This is a genomic window from Mesorhizobium sp. ESP7-2, from assembly GCF_020164715.1.
Classification (GTDB): domain Bacteria; phylum Pseudomonadota; class Alphaproteobacteria; order Rhizobiales; family Rhizobiaceae; genus Mesorhizobium.
On record NZ_JAIUGQ010000068.1, the window covers coordinates 1 to 16,898 of the forward strand.

Consider the following 16,898-nt stretch of genomic DNA (forward strand, 5'->3'; position numbering starts at 1 on the left):
TCTGGGTTTTGACCAACCGATCAAGCACGGCGAATCCTGCAGGTCCCGATAGGGTGTAAGATCGAGGTCGGGAGGCACCTTCCTGAGCTTCTCTTGGTCTATCGGCTTCTCGTTGAGCTTCATCAACGACTGATATCTTTGCCAGCGGACGCCTGCGGCCATGACTGCATCGCGCTCGGCACATAGCGCGATTTGATGGGCATGTAGATAGTGCAGCCTAAGTTCATCCAGCAGCGCCTTTTCGATAATTTCATGGGTCAGCAAGAAAGGGGACAGCCTCACTCTTTGACCCTTCCACGGCATCGTGCGTGGCAGGTGACGGTCAATGTAGACCGTGCGTCGATCAATGCTGTAGCCTGCAATGTAAGGGATATCGAAGTCATGGCTGATCTTGACACGACGATGGAGAGCCATGACGACGTCCCCCAACACATTGTCATCCACCTCTTCCGATCTATGGCGAATCTCGGCTTCGCGTTTCATGTGCTCTCCAGTCCGCGAAGGCATCTCAGCTGCCCGTTCCGTCAAGAGTTTCAACTATGTCAGGCTGCTCACATACCTAAGGTCTTTGGGCTGGTGGGTGCTTCAGCAAACTCCCCCAGCGCGTGCTCGACTCCAACAACTGCAGTTCCTCCGGACCGTCGAGATTGATGGCGACGAACACTCGTGCGGACTGTTTTGGTGACGCTACTGAAGCGGAAGTAGGCTTGATGCCCAGAGGCGCTTATCCATAAACGGGCGCGGACCATCCAAGATGCGCTGTCTCGACAAAAAGGGGAACCGAACGCGTGCCTTGGGCCTTTCGTTCTTGAACGGACAGGAAGGAGCCTCATCATGTATCGTGCTCAAAATAGCGTATTGGAAGCCGGTTGGCTTCTGGCGGTCCCGCTCTCACTTGCGATTGCTGTGCTGCTTGCAGGCCTCTTGTTGAGTTAAATGATGGGACACAAAACTCGACCCAACACGCCAAATCCGACAATGCTCGCTGGCCGTCAAAGAAGCCAAAGCCGGGCGTGTGCGGCGGCACAGGATCAAGGTGGACGTTATCGGCGTGCTTTCCGGCATTCCGCTGACAGGGCGTCAGGTTCGCTGCAGAATCAGCGCTCGCCGCTGCCGGTGGAAATCGGTCTCCGGTCGTGAGGGTAGGCTGGGTTCGCCGGCGAGATGCCGTCGCTGGTCTGGACCTGAAGTTAAAGAGCTTTCTGGCGATTTTTTCCCCGGTTCGATTCACCAAACTTGTCCGGCCCGTGGAGCAGCACCCGATTGCGGCCGGCTTGCTTGGCAAGATAGAGGGCCGTATCCGCGTGACGCTGCAACTGCTCGGGTGAGATGGCCTCCTCAGCCGACTGAACCGCAACCCCAATGCTGAGGGTGACGCAGCGCGATACGCGGGATCCGGGATTGGATAAAGCGGCGGCCTCAACGCTCCTACGAATTCGCTCAGCTACAGAGACCGCCTCTTCCTCGCTCACCTCGGGCAGAAGCACCAGGAACTCTTCGCCACCGTAGCGGGCAACTTGATCGCGATCGCGCCTGACATTCTCCTGGATGATTCTGGCCACCTCGACCAGACAGCGATCGCCCTGGGCATGGCCGAGGTGATCGTTCAGCTTCTTGAAGTGATCGATGTCGCACATCAGCATCGCGACAATCTCAGGGCAACCTGTGCCGCTTCCCCATAAGTTGTTGAGTGTTTCCGTCATCCACCGCCGGTTGGCAATGCCGGTGAGGGGATCAGTTCTCGCCAGGAGTACCAGTCGGTCGTTCGCTTTAGCCAGTTCGGCGACCCTGCGTTGGTCGCGAAGCTCAAAAAGAAAAGTCTTTTGAGCGAGAATTGTCATGATGCGCCGCGCCGCGACCGTCGCGAAGATACCGCTGGCAAAAAACAGCGTCGCGGCGACGGCGCTCCCAAACTCGATAGCAGGGTTCTGCAACTGAAAAACAAGATAGAGACCGAGCGCGAGGGCGGCAATGACCGCCGTCCAGGCGAGAGGGATGCCGAAGATGATGATGGCTGTTATGGCCACGAACAGCATAATGTTCAAATGCCGTTCATAGAACTCGCCACCCGCGCTGACGCCGACCAACGCGACCGACAACAAGATGAAGAACATGCCCGCGATCAGCGAAGCCCCTTGAATCCAATGCGCCCGCGGCCTTCGCCACACAAAAAAAGTGGTCGCGGCGATCGGCGGGATGATGGTGCCAGGCAAAAGCATAGATAGCGCGATCGGCCTTGGCAGGATCAACATGTTCAGCGCCAGGGTCAGCACGTCCAGCAAAGCCACCCAGATCATCCAGGCGCGGATAATCTTCGCCGTTTGCGACCAGACACGTGCTCGAAACAGCCGCTTGATCTCGCCTTTGAGGCGAATGTCGCGCGTGCGGCGCGCCAGAAGCCGGTCAACCTCGGCGATTAAGGCAGGGTCCTCCTGCCCGTCGTTGTGCATCAGTTCGGACACAGTCGATGGATCCTTAACCGCTTTCTCCCGAACATCCGTCGAGCTGTCCGGTCGCCGCAACGGAAAAGCTTGGCAAGTTATCCTAAAGATTTGATTACGACCTGATTTGCTGATTTTCAGGGCCGGCTGCCGCGTGGGTCACTGTAGCGTTGAGCGCGACTACAAGCCATGGCTACTCCAAGCCGACGAGACCGGCTCCGGGTCGGTTAGCTATCGGACACCGGCAAACTGGAGCGGACTGTTCGCCGGCGATGCCACCGTCCGCTGGCGTGCCGGCACGGGATAACGCCGTTCATGAGGCGACCTCGACCTGACTTCTGCGCGACGTTAAGTTTCAGCCTGCGAGCCGGGCTGCAACACCGAGGCAAATGAGAGCCTCGCTCGTGAACCATCCTGGTTGAAGTCGGTGGCGAGGTCTAACAGTTTGCACCATTGCGTGGCTTGCCAGAGTTCGTTTCTTGGGCTTCCATCGCTCAAACTCAGCAAATTCGCTCGTTGTTCCTGATTTGCTCACTGTAGCTGGGTGAACATTAGGATAAGCTCCGACGATGGTTTGACCATTATACGATAAGAAATATCACATCCACGGCGGCAAAAAGCCCGCTGACAACAAGCAACGGGCTTTCTGACTAAGGCGGGGAAGGTGTAACACCTGCCTCGTGGCTGGTTCGCACTTCCGTTCCGCGGGGCCGATTAGCGGCGGGCTATCAGCAGGCAGAGCTGGCGCAGATCGCGATCATAAGTCTCTTGACTGCTGAGCACGTCAGCGCAGCGCTTCTTCATCCGAGCCAACTTTGCACCCGACATGTCGGCGACGACGCTGGCTAACTTGGGACTGGTCGGGCTGGTGGGGGCCGAGGGAATACTTAGGCTGCTTGGATTGGTTCCGATCCCAACCCCGACGCCCGGATCGATGCCGCTGCCGACGCTAACGCCGATCCCACTGGTGTCGCCTACTGTCGCGCCCACGCCTGCCGTGACGGCGCTGGCTGCGCCCATTGTCGTCCCGGCGCCGGCGTTTATCCCATTGGACCCGTCAACCGAGGCTCCGAGACCAGCGACGGAGCCGCTTGATCCACCAACCGAAGCACCGAGTCCAGCGTTCGCATCACTCGAGCCGCCGGCTGACGCGCCTAGTCCGGCATTCACGCCACCCGAGCCACCGATAGAAGCCCCAGCCCCAGCATTAGCGCCGCCGCTCCCGCCAACAGACGCGCCGGCGCCTACGCCGATTCCACTGGCGTTTGCGGGGACACACAGAACTGCAATGATTACACCACTCGCCAATGCTTTGGCGGTTCTCGCGAAGATACTAGCCATGACACTCTCCTGTGATTGACTAACGCGCAACAAGCGCTACGCTAGCGGCTCACATTAGTACGTGCTAAGGCGTCACTTGGTTTCAGAACAGCGAGGAAGTTCCGGCGCTATAGTTTCTCGTCCCAGTATTATAACTTTCAAATTTGTCGAAATAGCCGACCAGGCTTGCGCTTCCGGTTTGGCCATCTTGAGAGCGCGGGAACTTCAGCCGTAGTGAAGACGAGGCTTCGGCAACGTTCCAGTAAATTGGACGCCGATCCGGTCATTCCTGCGCCACCGCAGGACAGCTTGATAGGCAACACCGTCGGTTGGCACGTAAAGGACGAACCGTTCAGGCACCCGCGCTTCCACGGACACGTTAAGTTCAGCGCCGCCGCTGTTCTGGTTCCGAATCGTGCAACTGATTTCTGAGTTCGTGACGCCGTTGATGATCGCTGCGCCTTTCAGCACTCGCTGCCGCCGTTCGCGGCGATTCCCGGCTTCGTCAACCATTGTGACCTCCGTTAGGTCACCCCGCCCACGATAGACTAAACAAACTAGCCAACCGGCGGAATGCCTATGAAGAAGACTACCAAAAGCCTAAGCTGGCCGCTCGCCCGCTCGATGACCTCGGCTTGAACTGCGTATTACGGTCAGTTCAATTCTGGCCGTGAGCCATACCGCAAATGCGATCATCGCGATGATGGCAGCGTATTCCAACGGAAGGCGCTTTGAGGGCATTCGATCGACGCAGCTTACCTGTGCCTCATTGCGACCGCAGCCGCTTCAGGTTCATACGCCTTCCAACTATCTCGGCCCTTCGCATTGGCCTGATAAAGTGCCCGGTCGGCGTTCTTGAGCAAGCCTTCCGGGTCCGCTTCGTCCTTGGGAAAAATGGTGTAGCCGATCGTTCCGCCCGGAAGCAGCGTAACATCGTCGATCTTCAACGGTTGCGCCAGGTTCTTCATGATCCGGGTTACCAAGCTGACATCGCCGGTTCCGTCGGCATTGCCGTACATCAGCACTCCGAACTCATGGCCACCAAGTCGTGCGGCCAGATCGCCTCGCCTGATCGCCTTCTCCAGACGCCGTGAGTCTTCGACCAGCGGGACGTCTACTGCGGCATGACCGAAATTGTCGTTGACCTCCTTCAGAACGATCAGGGAGCCGCTCGGCGCCACCGCGACCGCCAGCAGGATAAGGTCTCTATATCGAACGAGCCGCCGGAAACGCCGGGAGACGCTTCGAACGCCATCATCATCGAGCCGGTTGTGCCGGCGGTCATTACGACGCCGACAAGAGCTGTTGGTGCCGTCGGCCTTTCCGGGGCACGAAATCGCCGACGGAACACCACGCCACCAGCATGACTGCGGCAAGGGCAAGGTTTGCAAGGAGAGGTTGCCACATGGCGACCACGGTGCCTTTCGGCGTTGATATCGAAACATTGTCCTGGCCGCGAACTACCGAAAGATTACGCGGCACCAATAATTTGAGCCAATGGTTAACCGCTCGTGTCTCACAGGCGTCCGCCCATGCAACACCTTCTCAGCTGACCGCAATAGCGGGATAGCTTTTTACTTAAGTTTTCTCTAATATTGTGAAGGGGAGGCTTAGGCGATGGGGCTGCCCAGCAAGTTGGATAACTTGAGGTTCGCGCAGGCGATGTTGCGCGAGCTCCGGCAAGTGACTCATGCAGATGGGGAGCGCCTGCTCACCTATTTAATCGATATGGCTTATCTCGAAGTGAGTGACCGCGCTCGGGCCTCTTGGGCAGCCCAGTGCGACGAGAATAGTGGAACGATCTCACCGCCTAGCGATTAGACGGTTAGTGATCGATTTCTCGGGTGCAGCCGCTCTCGATGTAAGACACTGCCGGCTCGGCCGATTCCCTCGCTGGGGCGCAGTCTTTAGTCCAAGCGACATATCACTCGCAACCAACCCTCATGCTGTCCGATTGAGCAAGGCGGCCACCGCAGTGATGATCTGGGCCATGACGAACGGCTTCGAGATCATGATACTGTTTGGCACCCCTTGTGATGCCCAATCATCTGCGCCATCGCCGCTCATGTAGATCACCGGCAGATCGGGGTTGACGCTACGCATGTGACGGGCCACCTCCCACCCGGTTGGACCGGCCCCAAGCCTGATGTCCGACACGAGTGCTCGGATGGGCTCGGGGTCCCGATCAAAGGCCTGTATAGCAGCCGATCCGTTCATTGCGGTGACCACGTCAAAGCCGGCCTCCATGAGTGAATGCTCGACGTCGATAAGAACTACGCCCTCGTCTTCCACTAGGAGGACAACTGTTGATGTCATGCCAGATCAGACCGTTGGAGACCCATCCCACCACCGCTCGCAACGGTTGGAGTGTGGGTTGGTTCCGTTTATCCGACAAATACTCGGAGAGCAGGACACCCTCCTCGTTGGCAGCCAGGCTGAAGCACCTTCGGGCTTCCTGGGGTGTCGCCAAGTCGGCCAGAGCGGCCATGCAAACGCTCACTGCACGGTGCCACTCAGGGCCACGTTTGGTCCACTTCAGAAGTTCTGCGGCGGCAGCCTCAGCATTGCTGACGTTGAACCGCATGCCTGGCTCGGTGGTCCTTATCGTGATCGGGGGGTGAACCAATGGAGGGAGATGGCGGCTTCCTTTTGGACGCAAGTTCTTTGGCGGCCTCGGCCTTGTCAAGGTCATCCAACAGAGTCGGCAATGGGTCAGGTAGGGTTGGCTCTACGGGCAGACCCAGGACCCCCGGGAGCTGTTTCCGAAAGACCCTCGACCTGATGAGCAGCAGCCATGCTCGATGCTTTCCTGAAACCATTAGGCCTAACTTGGGTTGGCCCTGAGAGTTCCACCCTTTCCTCGTGAAGATCGAACACCAGGAACACGTCATCCATGGTTGCTATACTGATCATCAACTCGATCAGCTCACAGTCCGTCTTGGTTAGCTGAGGACACTCCCTACGAACAGCTTCGAGGGTTGCCTTAACGGAGACCACACTGCCCACGGGGGCGTCCTTCAACACTGCACTGATGACGTCCTGAGCGGTGTGTGACGGCAGACGGGATGTCTGAGCACCCATGGTCGTCTTCCTCCCCCAAGCGTCGATTCGTGCGCCACTTCTTGAAAAAATCAAGAGCCGGAATCGTACCAAAGCAGAGGAATGTTTGGTAGAAAATTCTGAGCGGGTGATCGGATAGCTGGCACGCGCCCCGACCCCCCGTACCCTCATCATCCCGCGCCCGCGTGGGACCGTGGTGCGCGAAAAAGACCGCGCGCGAATGCCTGTCATGTCACCGCCTACAACAAGTTCTGGATCGCAGGCTCCGATCGGATCCTCCCGAGATCCCGTTATCCCCGGCTCGGCCGCCGGCATAGCCGGTCTGACGCGCAAGGTCTCGGTAAGGGCCTGGCGATCGCTGCAGAGATGGTGCATCGTAAGGTCCCTTGTTCGCGTTGCGGCGCTGGTAGGGAAAACCACAGCGACTCGCCCGAGCACCGTTACCTGTTTACGGGTCCCAGGATCTCGATCCTCATCCGACAGCTTTCCGGGCAGGCGAGCGGCACTTTCCGCCGTTTCTGGAATCGGACTTGCGCTCTGAAAGCTTCGCAAGCAGAGCCGCCGATCCCATCGCATTGAGAACCCGTGTCCTTGGGACACCTCCCTTGCGGGCCATCTCGACCCCCCAATGCATGTGGTCGAGTTCGCGGATTGAATGAGCGTCCGGATTAATGCTGAAGATGCAGCCGTAGTCGAGTGCCTTCTGATGCCACCGCCAGTCGAGATCGAGCCGCCACGGATGCGCATTGATTTCGACAGCGACGCCATATTTCGCGCACGCTCTGATGACCTTGTCGACGTCGACATCGTAGCCGGGACGACGCAACAACTGGCGGCCGGTCATGTGGCCGATGATTGTCGTGAGGGGATTGGCGATTGCCTCAATGATACGGTCCGTCTGCTCTTTCTTGGGCAGGTTGAAGCGGCTGTGCACGCTCGCGACAACGAAATCGAACTGCTTCAAGACGTGGTCCGGATAATCAAGCGATCCATCGACCAGGATGTCTGCCTCGATGCCCTTCAGGATACGAAATTCTCCACCATACTTCTTGTTTAGCCGATCGGCTTCGCGGTGCTGTTCAGCAATCTCTCGCAGCGTGAGCCCGCCCGCGTAGTGGGCCGATTGCGAATGGTCGGCGACGCCATAGTACTCGAACCCACGCTTGCGGGTCGCTTCAGCCATTGCCTCGAGCGTCTCGGTGCCATCGGATGCGGTCGTGTGAGAATGCAGGATGCCACGCAGATCTTCGTCCCGGACAAGAGGAGGTAACTGCTGCCTCGCTGCCCGCTCAATCTCGTCCCTGCCTTCGCGCAGTTCGGGTTCGATGAACTGTAGGTCCAACGCTTCGTAGATTTCCTTCTCTGTCGCTGCCGCGATCAGCTTTCTCCCGTGGTAGAGCCCGTTGGGTTTGAGGGCGAACCCTCTCTCGGTCGCATACATCTTCAACTGCTCAAGATGGGCCGCCGATCCGGTTGCTTCGAGTAGGCTGGCGCCAAAGTGCTTCTTATCCGTGACGACAAGCTGGAGGCTGGACCGCTCGATTTCGGTCGGCTTCTTCCCCAGCGCTACCAGCGCGAGGTCGGCAACAAGTTCGCAACCGCGCCGGAAATCACCGGCAATTTCCACGCGCGAAAACTCTGGATGCTCTTGCTTCACGGAAATGACGGCATGCTCAAGGAGAGCCGCGGCCTTGTGCAGGTGAAGCTGTGTTTCGCCGCTTCGAGCGATAGCCAGGTTTTGCAGGATTTTTGTCTGAAGCGAAGCACCGAGGCGTTTGACTGGCCGGATGCGATCTGCCTTTGCGGCGGCTTCGAGCTCAGCCAACGAGTTCACGCCGAGCGCCTGATGAAGCTTCAGTATCTTGTCGGGCCGAAGCCCTGGTATAGCAAAAAGCTCCATCACCCCCGCCGGGACCTCCTCGCGCAGTTCCTCAAGGCGTGGGTGCGTGCCCGTTTCATAGAGCTTGCGCACAATGTCCGCGATCGCGTCGCCGATCCCCGGGATTCTGGTGAGGGCGCCGGCGGCGATGATCCGGTCGAGCGGCTGCGACAACGCAGCCAGACTATCGGCGGCGCGCAGATATGCTTTTGTGCGATAGGCGTTGTCACCGCGCAGCGCCGTGCGATGTCCGTATTCCCTTAGGAGGCTGGCGACTGTCCGGGCGTCGGTTTTTGCCATGGTTGAGGCAAACGGGGCCGATCTTCGCAGGTTCCATCAGGCCAAGGCAGCGAACCCTTGACCCAGCCTTGCTGCCTTTCGCGGAGCGGGGCTTCAGACTTGGCAATGATTGGTCGGCTCGATCCCATCCCACCAGAAATTTGCTGGTTGCGCGTTTCTTCAATTCAGGAGCATCGCCGACGTGGAAATGCGATGGCGCATCAAGCGTCTCCATCTCCGCCCAAGTGATCGGCGCCGCGACCGGAGCGCCGCGCGACCATCTCATGGCGTCCAACGCGGGAGACCGCCGCATCATCGACCTCGCCGAAAGAGGTAGTCGTGCGTGGTTAACGGCTAGCTCCGCCGCCGAAAGCCATTCGAAAATCCAAGGCCAATGGTGAATAGGCCTACGATCCGCTGCTGCCAGACCCGTACGCGAGGCCGCTTCATTATCCACGCGCCAAGTGTGCCGGACGCCAAGGCGTAAGTTCCTAAGACCAAAAACGCCCGTCATCTTCTGGGTCGCCCCTAGGAGCAAAAGCTGCAACGTCACTGAGTCCCCATGCGGATCGACAACTGAGGCAGGAACGCGACCATGAAGCCGATCGGCCAGAGGTTTACCAGATTGGCAATCATGCCCTCCCGCGCGGCGGCGAGCGGTGTCACATCTCCCACCTGCCAGGCCGTCGTAGCGGATGAGGTGAACGCTAGCCGTAGTCCGAGCCAAACGAGATAGGCGGCTCCCGCCCATTGCAGCATTTTGAATGCGAGGTGGGATGCGCTCACGAGCGAGGAAATCCCCAACACGATTAGCGGCAGTTGCACCATCCCCGCGCCAACTGTCATGCCAAGAACGGTGAACAGCGCGGTCGCGCGCCCCTGTCCAATGCCTCGCGCCATCACCAAGATACTATCTGGCCCCGGTGGCATCTGCATTAGGATGACCGTTCCAACAAATGCTATCCAGAGGGCGGAATCGATGAGCTTTTCCTCTTACAATGACTGGAGTCGCTTAATCGAAACTATGGCAGCCGGGTAGTTTCTCAACGGAGACCTCGTTCACTCATTGGAAACTTGCCGTCTCAAGGGCTCAGCCATTCTTTCACCGTTCCGGTGTCAACCGTGGGTAATGTTCCCAGCGAGGTCAGCGCGATCTTTTAATGAGACGATTCTCAGAGGCGCGCCGCTTGAACCGCCGAAGGAGGCACCTGCGCCGGCGTTAACGCCGTTCAATCCGCCTGCGGAAGCGCCCAGCCCCGACCAGCCCTTGGTGGATTGGGGTCCGCTTTCGGGGTTTCCACCGAGATGGAAATGGTCGATCTCAACCGTGCCGTCGAGCATGTTTTCCCGCGCCACCATCAGCCGCAGTGCGTGACCCATCCGCCAGGCCGTCGGCTGGCTCACTCCAAGGATCTCGGCGAGCCGGACAGAGGACAAACCCTTATCCGATTGCAGCAGCAGCCACATGGCCTTCAACCAGACACGCAAGGGCAGCTTGGTCGAATGCAGCGGGGTATGGGTCGTCACGGTGAACTGAAACCGGCAATCGCCGTTGGAGCATTGATAGAGACCCGGTCGCGCACGCCGCTTGCCGGTGTCGCGACCAGCAAGCGCGATCGAACGCTTGTAACCACAGGCCGGGCAAATGCGACCATCCGGCCACACCATGCTTTCCAGCAACCGACGGCAATGCTGCTCATCCCCGAAGGCCAGGATCATCTCCTCAACGGTCCGGATACTGGAAAGCGCGGCGAGCATCGCTTCAGGCATTCTCATCTCCTTCGGATCAGGTCCAAAGAATCCCATGAAACACCATGTACAGCAAGGGGATTGCTGTCTTTCGGTGATAAAGGCCCGACACGCTAAGGTCGAACGGAGCATCAATGTCATGCGGGCCTGACGTAACCGAGCCGGAAGCCTGACCGACCGGAAGCCTTCAGGCATCTGATGTTCTGCATTCCCAGGTGTAGATGCCGGTCAGATTGATGTGTTCCCAGCTCAGCGGCGATACGTGCTTGAGCAGGTGATCCGGAACCTCACGATGCATTTTGCGTAAGTGGGTGACGGCCCGCTCGAAATAAACCGTGTTCCAGTGTACGATCGCGCTGACGACGAGATTGAGGCCGGAGGCGCGGAACGCCTGGCTTTCGAACGATCGGTCACGGATTTCACCACGCTCGTGGAGAAAGCTAGAGCGCGATTTGCCGCCTCACTCGCACAGCACGGTGACGATGCCCTGATAGTTGCCGGCCGGGAAGATGCCGCTCAATTTGGTGGCAGTGAGGTCGACCTGCATGGCGTGGGTGCCGTTGACTACCCTTTGCGGCACTCCCCCATTGTTGTCGACGCCCGAGCCATCGAGGCGGAAGACCGAGACGAAGGTCACGTTGGTGCCACCGCCGCTTGGCGCGGACGAGAATGCCCCAGGCGCCGGCGCAGAAACCGAATAACAGTCCAGCAAGCTGAACAATGAGCACAGCGCGGAGCTTGCCACCACGGTGGCACTGGCGCTCGATCCGCCTGCCTGCTTGGAGCTCAGTATGCCGATGGCCGGATTTGCGGTCATCGTTCCCGATGCCCCGACCATGACGGTGCAGGTGCCGATGATCGCCGCCTGCGCCGGAAGGCAAAAGCCGGCAAGTGCAGCTATCGCAAGCAGCGCTAGGTTATTTCTTCTTCTTTTTCTTGCCATCGCCGCTTCCGGTCCTGATGCTCCAGCCCTGGTTGGCCCATCCGGGTGAAGCGGCCACTGGCGTGGGAACGCTGGCGGTTACGCTCGCCGTCGGGCCGTCGCCGCCGAGGCCCATCTTGAGCAGTTTCAGCTCCAGTTGCAGGCGCTCGACCTCAAGCTCATAGAGGCGGCTGCAATCGACACGCTTCGGCGTGCGACCGATCGGGATCACCACGCGGCCGTAGGTGGCGACGTCGTTGTTCGACTGCTTGTTGCCTCTGATAACGCCGAGGTCGAGATAGGCGCCGCTGCCGGAGACGGCCGATCGGCAGGTCGTGCCGTCGGAAGCGTGAACTTCGTCCTGGCCCTGGGGCAAGGTCACGCCGGGCAGATTGAAGCCGCTCTCGTTCTGATTGAGGTTGTAGACATCCTCGGCCAGAACCGGCGAGATCCCCGTCCACATTGCCGCAAACGCGACTGTCAGGACTTGCGGTGCCCAAAAAACTTTCCGCATATCTGTGCCCTTATTTGCGTCTGTTCATTGGGGAAAGGGATGCTCTCGGTACAGATACGCACTTTACGCTCGGCAGCGCCGCCGAAGGGCACGACCACAAGGACAGGACGGGAGGCCTGCGAGCCCAGTTGGAAGACGCTCGGAGAGATTTTGGCGTCCACCGGCTGAAAATCCTGATCGTATACGTGGATTTCGACCTTGATCTTCTGGCCGTAGGGATTGGCGGGGAACACGCGGACCGCGAAGGCATCGGTGAAACTGTTGACCTCACCACGCATCGGCGACATCGACTGGGCGCCGGCGGCAATGGGCATCAGTCCAACGGCCAAGGCCGTCGCCAGGTTTAGAATATGTTTCAAGGACCCCTCCTTCGCGGGGACGTCATTCGCAGCGCAGCGTTACCGTTGCCTGATAGTTTCCGGAGGCGAAGCGATTGCTGCCGCCCTTTGTGCCGGCGAGATGGACCGAGACGAGGTCGGCGCCAGGGATGGCCAGGGCGGTGGACGCCCCCGTTTCTGCGATCGTGTGGGCACCGCTGGCCAAATAGGTCGGTGTCCAGGTGGTGGCGGTGCTGTCAGCGGCCGGCACGGTGGTGAGGGTCACCGGATCGACGCTCAGCGAAACACCTCCAGTGGTGGTGAGCGTAACCGTTCCAGCCGAACCGCCGCTGTTATGCGAGCTCAGGGACTGGAGGTCGGGGCTCACCGTCATCGTGCCGTTGGAGCCGACAACGAGCGTGCAGGTCGCGGTGACCGTGCCATTGAAGATGACGTTCTGCGTTGTGGCCATCGCGCCGTGGTCGAGGCACGCGACCAGCAAGGCTGCACCAAAAGCGGTGCGGAACAATGTCATCGAGACCCTCCTATTAAATCGGACTGCCCGAGTTAATATTGAGTCATCATCGCTTTAGGATGGTTAATTTAGCGTAAACTTAAATGAAGAAACGGCTCGCCATCCTGAATGAACCCGGCGGTTGTAGCCAGTTGTTTCCGGAAATCCAGAAAAGAATTACTTCGCCCGGGAAATTTGATATTTTCCCGGTGCGCATAATTAAAACTCGACATTTCCAGACGAAATCTGCCCGCCTCCGGTCCGGCTTGCAAACTAGCCACCGCCGCCGCCCTTCCCACTGCCACCTACCGAGGCCGCGCCAATCGCGCCAGCAGCCAATGCAGACTTCAATCTTTTCTGCCGCATTCTTTGCCCGCGTGGCCCGGATTAGCGGAAAAAGCAGTGGCGCTGATCGGTTCCACGCCCCGTATTTCGTCTATGACTTTCTCGATCTCGCGAAAAACAGGACGCATTCAAGCCGCAAGGCTCTTGGCGGAATGTTCTACTCGTCAGAAGCTTTGCGGGCGACTGGATAGCGCCACTCTATATCATCAGTCTTGGTTGAAGCAGGGCTTCGACGACGGCCTCTTTCTCGTCTCCGGCGGCAGAGGCCGCGCACCGGTGGCGTGCTTCTCGCAAAGGGTACCGACCGGGCCGGGATTGAGGCCCGTGCCGCGATGGCCACGTCGAGCGCGTGGCGTCCGCGCAGGTAATCGAGTTCCGCCCGTCCAGGCTAGACCCACGCCTTGCTTTCCTGGAGGAAGCCAGAACGGCTTAGGTTCGACTTGACGTTCTGCACAGCCGTTCAGGCGGATGCGGACGCGGTTTATTGCGGATTTCGCGACGAGACGAACGCCCGCAGTTTGCCAGGACTGAACTTTTCCCGGGATGAACTCGCGCAGGGCGTGCGTTTCGCGCACGACCACGGCAGCAAGGTTCTGGTCGCTATCAATACCTTCGCGCGTGTCGATGCAGTCGATATTTGGAAGAAGGCAGCAGACACGGCGGCCGAAAGCGGTGCGGACGCTATCATTGCCGCAGATTTCGCCGTCCTTGACCATGTGGCGACGACCCACAGGCAGACCCGCCTTCATCTGTCGGTGCAGGCCGTGGCGGCGACACCCGAAGCGATCGGATTCTATGCGGCTCATTTCGGCATGCCCGAGTCGTCCTTCCCAGGGTGCTTTCGGTTCAGCAGATAGCCGCTCTGAACCGCGCGATCGACGTGGAAACCGAAGCGTTCGTTTTCGGCGGGCTTTGCGTGATGATCGAGGGTCGCTGCTATCTATCTTCGTCAAGGCCGCAGGGGTGACTGCGCTGAAAATCGAGAGTCGCCAGCGCGGCAAGGGTACGTGAGCGAGGTCGTGCGCGCCTTCAGGAAAGCCGTCGATGGGGTCGAAAAGGATGGTGCCCCTGTCGACATCGATCGGCTTCTAGCAGGCCAGTCAGGAGGAGCTCGGCAGACAGCGGGCGCCTATGAAAACAAATGGAGATAGCCGATGTCCGAAATCGCGTGGACGCTCGGGCCGGTCTTCTTTCATTGGCCCCCAAACCGTCTGTTCTACCGCAGGATAGCGGACGAGGCCCCGATCGAACGAGTTCACATCGGTGAAGTAGTCTGTGGAAAACGCATGCCGCGGCATGAGGCTGGGTTTTGTCTGCCAAACCAGGGGCAGTCCATACCGGTCAAATGCTGTGAAAGGGCGGTCTGTGTCCCACCAACCAAAGAGACCAGATCCGACACCGATCTCTCACCATCCATAGGTGTTCCGGCCGTGAGAGAATGCATAAATTTTGATCGATCGCATTAGACCTTGGTTTGCCGGCTGCGTGGTAATTACACGGTCGCTAATGTCTGTTGGGGTTGGATATGTTCAGGGTTTTGCGCGGCTTTGCCCGTTCCCGCAGCGGGTCGATGATGCCGCTCTTCCTGGTGATGCTGATGCCGCTGATCGCGGTCATCGGCTTCTCGGTCGACTATACCAGCGCGGTGCAGACCAGGTCCAACCAGCAACAGGCGCTGGATGCAGCGATCCTGACGATCACCACCATGGACACCACGTCGACGCTGCCGCAGCGCCAGACGCTGCTGCAGGATTCCTTCATCGCCAACGGCGGACAGGGCACCGCGACGCTGACCAACTTCGTGGCGGGCACCACCGCCACCGCCGCCACCGCGCAGGCCACGGCAAGTTTCGCCATGCCGACTGTCTTCATGAGCATCGCCAGGATCAATACCGTGCCGATCGCCGTGGGTGCGGCGGTCAGCAAGCCGCCGGCGCTGGTTGCGGCGACGTTCAAGGTCTCCGGCGTGTCGGGTTACTGGAACAAGACGATGACCCTCTACGGCACGCAATTCGGCGCGACGACGGCCAAGCCGCTGATGACGATCGACTATACCTATGGCGGCACCGGAGACCCGAAGGGCTATGGCACCACCAATGTCAACGTCCTCACCACCGATTCAACCGGCAAGACGGTCACCACCCTGGTCCAGACGCAGGTCTGCACCGTCGGCAGCAAGGCGCCGAAGGGCGTGACGCTCAAGACCGATGCGAGCGGCACGAAATATTACTGTGTCGACACGATGTACCCGGCCAACAGCGCCGGCGCGTCGGTCGACGTCAGCCAGATGGGCGGCCTCTATTTGCAGATGGATGTGCCGTCGGGCAACCCGAAAAAGCTGATCTCGAACGATCCGGCGACGTCCAACCGGCTCTATAGCGGGTTGAGCGCGACCAACCTGACCGAGACCGCCACCGGCCAGCCCGTCGACATCTTTGGCGTCGTCCCTTGCGGCGCGACAGCCTATCAGGCCTGGGAAGACGGCGGCAATCCGGTTCCGGCGCCTGTCAGCAACGCCGACTTCTTCTACAACGTCACCGGCAAATGCGACTTCAACAAGCGGCCCTCGGACACCGCGCTGACGCAGTGACGCAGACGATCCCCACAAGGGGAAGAGATCGGATGTGGTGCGGTGGCGCGTCAGTGTCTCGCCTGCGGCGGCTGCAACGTACCAAATGGGCGCCCGACAAGGCTACGGGAGCAAACCTTGAGTCTGTTGAATGTACGGTTAGGTTGGTCGGAAGAGGCGCGAAGTCAACATCGCGTCACCGTAGGGTATACCCCTACATGACGTCACTCGAACTCCCCTTCTCGGCGTAACATTTGAGCCAAGGTCAGCCATTATTACAGCGTCGTGCCGGGCTTAAAACCTGATGTGACGCCCGGCGCCGATGATAGGTCACGCGCCTGGAAGGTCCCGATTGCCAGTAATGCCCGGATTGGGGCCGGGGAACGAACCCGCTGTTTAACATGCTCGCCACCTCGCAAACTGGTTTAGTCCATTCACGCCACTTCTGCACGTGCTGATCAATCAAAGCGTCGTACCTTCGTCAGGGCGACTTTGTCCCGAGTAGAATGTCCGACTGGGATGCACCCGGCGCTTCTAGCGCCGATCGCAGCCAATGAAAGCCCGTCTGGCCGATGGCCGGGTCGGCCGATGGCCGGGTCGACCTCCAACAGCCTATCCAATGATTGAAGCGTATCGGCCGAAATTTCTTCGACCAGCGCTCTCTCTGCCCGCCGACGAGCAATGGCGCGGGCGGCAAGACCGATCCGTTCGATCGTGTCGATTGGACCCGTTGCACTGGGGCGGCGCAACATGGCGTCGATTGCTTTTCGCGGCTCATCTACATCTCCTGCGCGCTTTCTGACTGTCGATCGTGTCCCACGCGTGGTGTAGTTAACGCTGTGGTGGCCGCCCTATCCGGCATGGCCTTTCCTCAGCTTCGGATCCGCAGCTCGGTCGCCGCCGTGCCTCCCGGTCGCGGTCGCGGTAGCCGTTGCGCAGCCGGCGCGGGTTCTTCTCGCCATAGCCGTCGCCGGTCGCGGCGCCCGGCC

15 protein-coding genes and 4 pseudogenes are annotated in these 16,898 nt (G+C 59.5%); 3 read left to right on the top strand and 16 right to left on the bottom strand.

Features of this window, described 5'->3' with window-relative positions; all coding sequences use genetic code 11:
- The 15 genes and pseudogenes from LB543_RS32335 to LB543_RS32405 form a co-directional block, all read right to left on the bottom strand.
- Positions 1-483 (bottom strand): hypothetical protein (locus LB543_RS32335; protein ID WP_224617205.1); only part of this gene is annotated, 483 nt, incomplete at its 3' end.
- A gap of 707 nt (positions 484-1,190) precedes the next feature.
- Positions 1,191-2,450 (bottom strand): diguanylate cyclase, encoded by a 1,260-nt coding sequence (locus tag LB543_RS32340; RefSeq protein ID WP_224617216.1) that lies wholly within the window; start codon positions 2,448-2,450, stop codon positions 1,191-1,193.
- 705 nt (positions 2,451-3,155) lie between these two features.
- Positions 3,156-3,461 (bottom strand): hypothetical protein, encoded by a 306-nt coding sequence (locus LB543_RS32345; RefSeq protein ID WP_224617206.1) that lies wholly within the window; start codon positions 3,459-3,461, stop codon positions 3,156-3,158.
- A 525-nt stretch (positions 3,462-3,986) separates the two neighbouring features.
- Positions 3,987-4,274 (bottom strand): PilZ domain-containing protein, encoded by a 288-nt coding sequence (locus LB543_RS32350; RefSeq protein WP_224617207.1) that lies wholly within the window; start codon positions 4,272-4,274, stop codon positions 3,987-3,989.
- A gap of 242 nt (positions 4,275-4,516) precedes the next feature.
- Positions 4,517-5,152, bottom strand: a complete 636-nt coding sequence (locus tag LB543_RS32355) for a GGDEF domain-containing protein (RefSeq protein ID WP_224617208.1) — start codon at positions 5,150-5,152, stop codon at positions 4,517-4,519.
- Between the two features lie 550 nt (positions 5,153-5,702).
- Positions 5,703-6,077, bottom strand: a complete 375-nt coding sequence (locus LB543_RS32360; RefSeq protein ID WP_140765799.1) for a response regulator — start codon at positions 6,075-6,077, stop codon at positions 5,703-5,705.
- On the bottom strand, positions 5,992-6,453 hold the full coding sequence (locus LB543_RS32365; protein ID WP_224617209.1) for a DUF982 domain-containing protein: 462 nt from the start codon (positions 6,451-6,453) through the stop codon (positions 5,992-5,994). The genes LB543_RS32360 and LB543_RS32365 overlap by 86 nt, the downstream gene beginning before the upstream one ends.
- An 840-nt stretch (positions 6,454-7,293) precedes the next feature.
- Positions 7,294-9,000, bottom strand: a complete 1,707-nt coding sequence (locus tag LB543_RS32370; protein ID WP_140813279.1) for a DNA polymerase/3'-5' exonuclease PolX — start codon at positions 8,998-9,000, stop codon at positions 7,294-7,296.
- Positions 9,001-9,528: 528 nt separating this feature from the next.
- A complete protein-coding gene (locus tag LB543_RS32375; RefSeq protein ID WP_263498905.1) occupies positions 9,529-9,879 on the bottom strand; it encodes a LysE family translocator in 351 nt (116 codons plus the stop codon).
- Between the two features lie 351 nt (positions 9,880-10,230).
- Positions 10,231-10,749: pseudogene (locus tag LB543_RS32380) on the bottom strand (transposase); the annotation flags it as partial.
- Positions 10,750-10,939: 190 nt separating this feature from the next.
- A pseudogene (locus LB543_RS32385) lies at positions 10,940-11,158 on the bottom strand (Tn3 family transposase); the annotation flags it as partial.
- 30 nt (positions 11,159-11,188) lie between these two features.
- Positions 11,189-11,671: a hypothetical protein gene (locus LB543_RS32390; RefSeq protein WP_224617211.1), complete on the bottom strand. Its 483-nt coding sequence runs from the start codon at positions 11,669-11,671 to the stop codon at positions 11,189-11,191.
- On the bottom strand, positions 11,646-12,164 hold the full coding sequence (locus tag LB543_RS32395) for a hypothetical protein (protein ID WP_224617212.1): 519 nt from the start codon (positions 12,162-12,164) through the stop codon (positions 11,646-11,648). The genes LB543_RS32390 and LB543_RS32395 overlap by 26 nt, the downstream gene beginning before the upstream one ends.
- A complete protein-coding gene (locus LB543_RS32400) occupies positions 12,131-12,523 on the bottom strand; it encodes a hypothetical protein (RefSeq protein ID WP_224617213.1) in 393 nt (130 codons plus the stop codon). Before LB543_RS32400 ends, LB543_RS32395 begins: the two co-directional genes overlap by 34 nt.
- 22 nt (positions 12,524-12,545) lie before the next feature.
- Positions 12,546-13,016, bottom strand: a complete 471-nt coding sequence (locus LB543_RS32405) for a hypothetical protein (RefSeq protein WP_140765787.1) — start codon at positions 13,014-13,016, stop codon at positions 12,546-12,548.
- Between the two features lie 83 nt (positions 13,017-13,099).
- On the opposite strand from LB543_RS32405, the gene LB543_RS32410 reads away from it, so the two are divergent.
- The 3 genes and pseudogenes from LB543_RS32410 to LB543_RS32425 all read left to right on the top strand — a co-directional run bounded on the left by LB543_RS32410 (position 13,100) and on the right by LB543_RS32425 (position 15,930).
- Positions 13,100-13,531: a hypothetical protein gene (locus LB543_RS32410; RefSeq protein WP_224617214.1), complete on the top strand. Its 432-nt coding sequence runs from the start codon at positions 13,100-13,102 to the stop codon at positions 13,529-13,531.
- A 249-nt stretch (positions 13,532-13,780) separates the two neighbouring features.
- Positions 13,781-14,491: pseudogene (locus LB543_RS32415) on the top strand (peptidase U32 family protein).
- Positions 14,492-14,865: 374 nt separating this feature from the next.
- Positions 14,866-15,930, top strand: a complete 1,065-nt coding sequence (locus tag LB543_RS32425; protein WP_224617215.1) for a TadE/TadG family type IV pilus assembly protein — start codon at positions 14,866-14,868, stop codon at positions 15,928-15,930.
- A 496-nt stretch (positions 15,931-16,426) separates the two neighbouring features.
- Here LB543_RS32425 and LB543_RS32430 read toward each other — a convergent pair.
- A pseudogene (locus LB543_RS32430) lies at positions 16,427-16,634 on the bottom strand (hypothetical protein); the annotation flags it as partial.
- Positions 16,635-16,898 lie beyond the last annotated feature (264 nt).

Bases quoted from the DNA above. Each gene is read 5' to 3' on its own strand.
- LB543_RS32370 (WP_140813279.1), bottom strand. From the start codon at position 9,000: ATGGCAAAAACCGACGCCCGGACAGTCGCCAGCCTCCTAAGGGAATAC.
- LB543_RS32425 (WP_224617215.1), top strand. From the start codon at position 14,866: ATGTTCAGGGTTTTGCGCGGCTTTGCCCGTTCCCGCAGCGGGTCGATG.
- LB543_RS32410 (WP_224617214.1), top strand. From the start codon at position 13,100: ATGAAGAAACGGCTCGCCATCCTGAATGAACCCGGCGGTTGTAGCCAG.
- LB543_RS32345 (WP_224617206.1), bottom strand. From the start codon at position 3,461: ATGGGCGCAGCCAGCGCCGTCACGGCAGGCGTGGGCGCGACAGTAGGC.
- LB543_RS32340 (WP_224617216.1), bottom strand. From the start codon at position 2,450: ATGCACAACGACGGGCAGGAGGACCCTGCCTTAATCGCCGAGGTTGAC.
- LB543_RS32390 (WP_224617211.1), bottom strand. From the start codon at position 11,671: ATGGCAAGAAAAAGAAGAAGAAATAACCTAGCGCTGCTTGCGATAGCT.
- LB543_RS32350 (WP_224617207.1), bottom strand. From the start codon at position 4,274: ATGGTTGACGAAGCCGGGAATCGCCGCGAACGGCGGCAGCGAGTGCTG.
- LB543_RS32360 (WP_140765799.1), bottom strand. From the start codon at position 6,077: ATGACATCAACAGTTGTCCTCCTAGTGGAAGACGAGGGCGTAGTTCTT.
- LB543_RS32365 (WP_224617209.1), bottom strand. From the start codon at position 6,453: ATGACCTTGACAAGGCCGAGGCCGCCAAAGAACTTGCGTCCAAAAGGA.
- LB543_RS32395 (WP_224617212.1), bottom strand. From the start codon at position 12,164: ATGCGGAAAGTTTTTTGGGCACCGCAAGTCCTGACAGTCGCGTTTGCG.
- LB543_RS32375 (WP_263498905.1), bottom strand. From the start codon at position 9,879: ATGGCGCGAGGCATTGGACAGGGGCGCGCGACCGCGCTGTTCACCGTT.
- LB543_RS32405 (WP_140765787.1), bottom strand. From the start codon at position 13,016: ATGACATTGTTCCGCACCGCTTTTGGTGCAGCCTTGCTGGTCGCGTGC.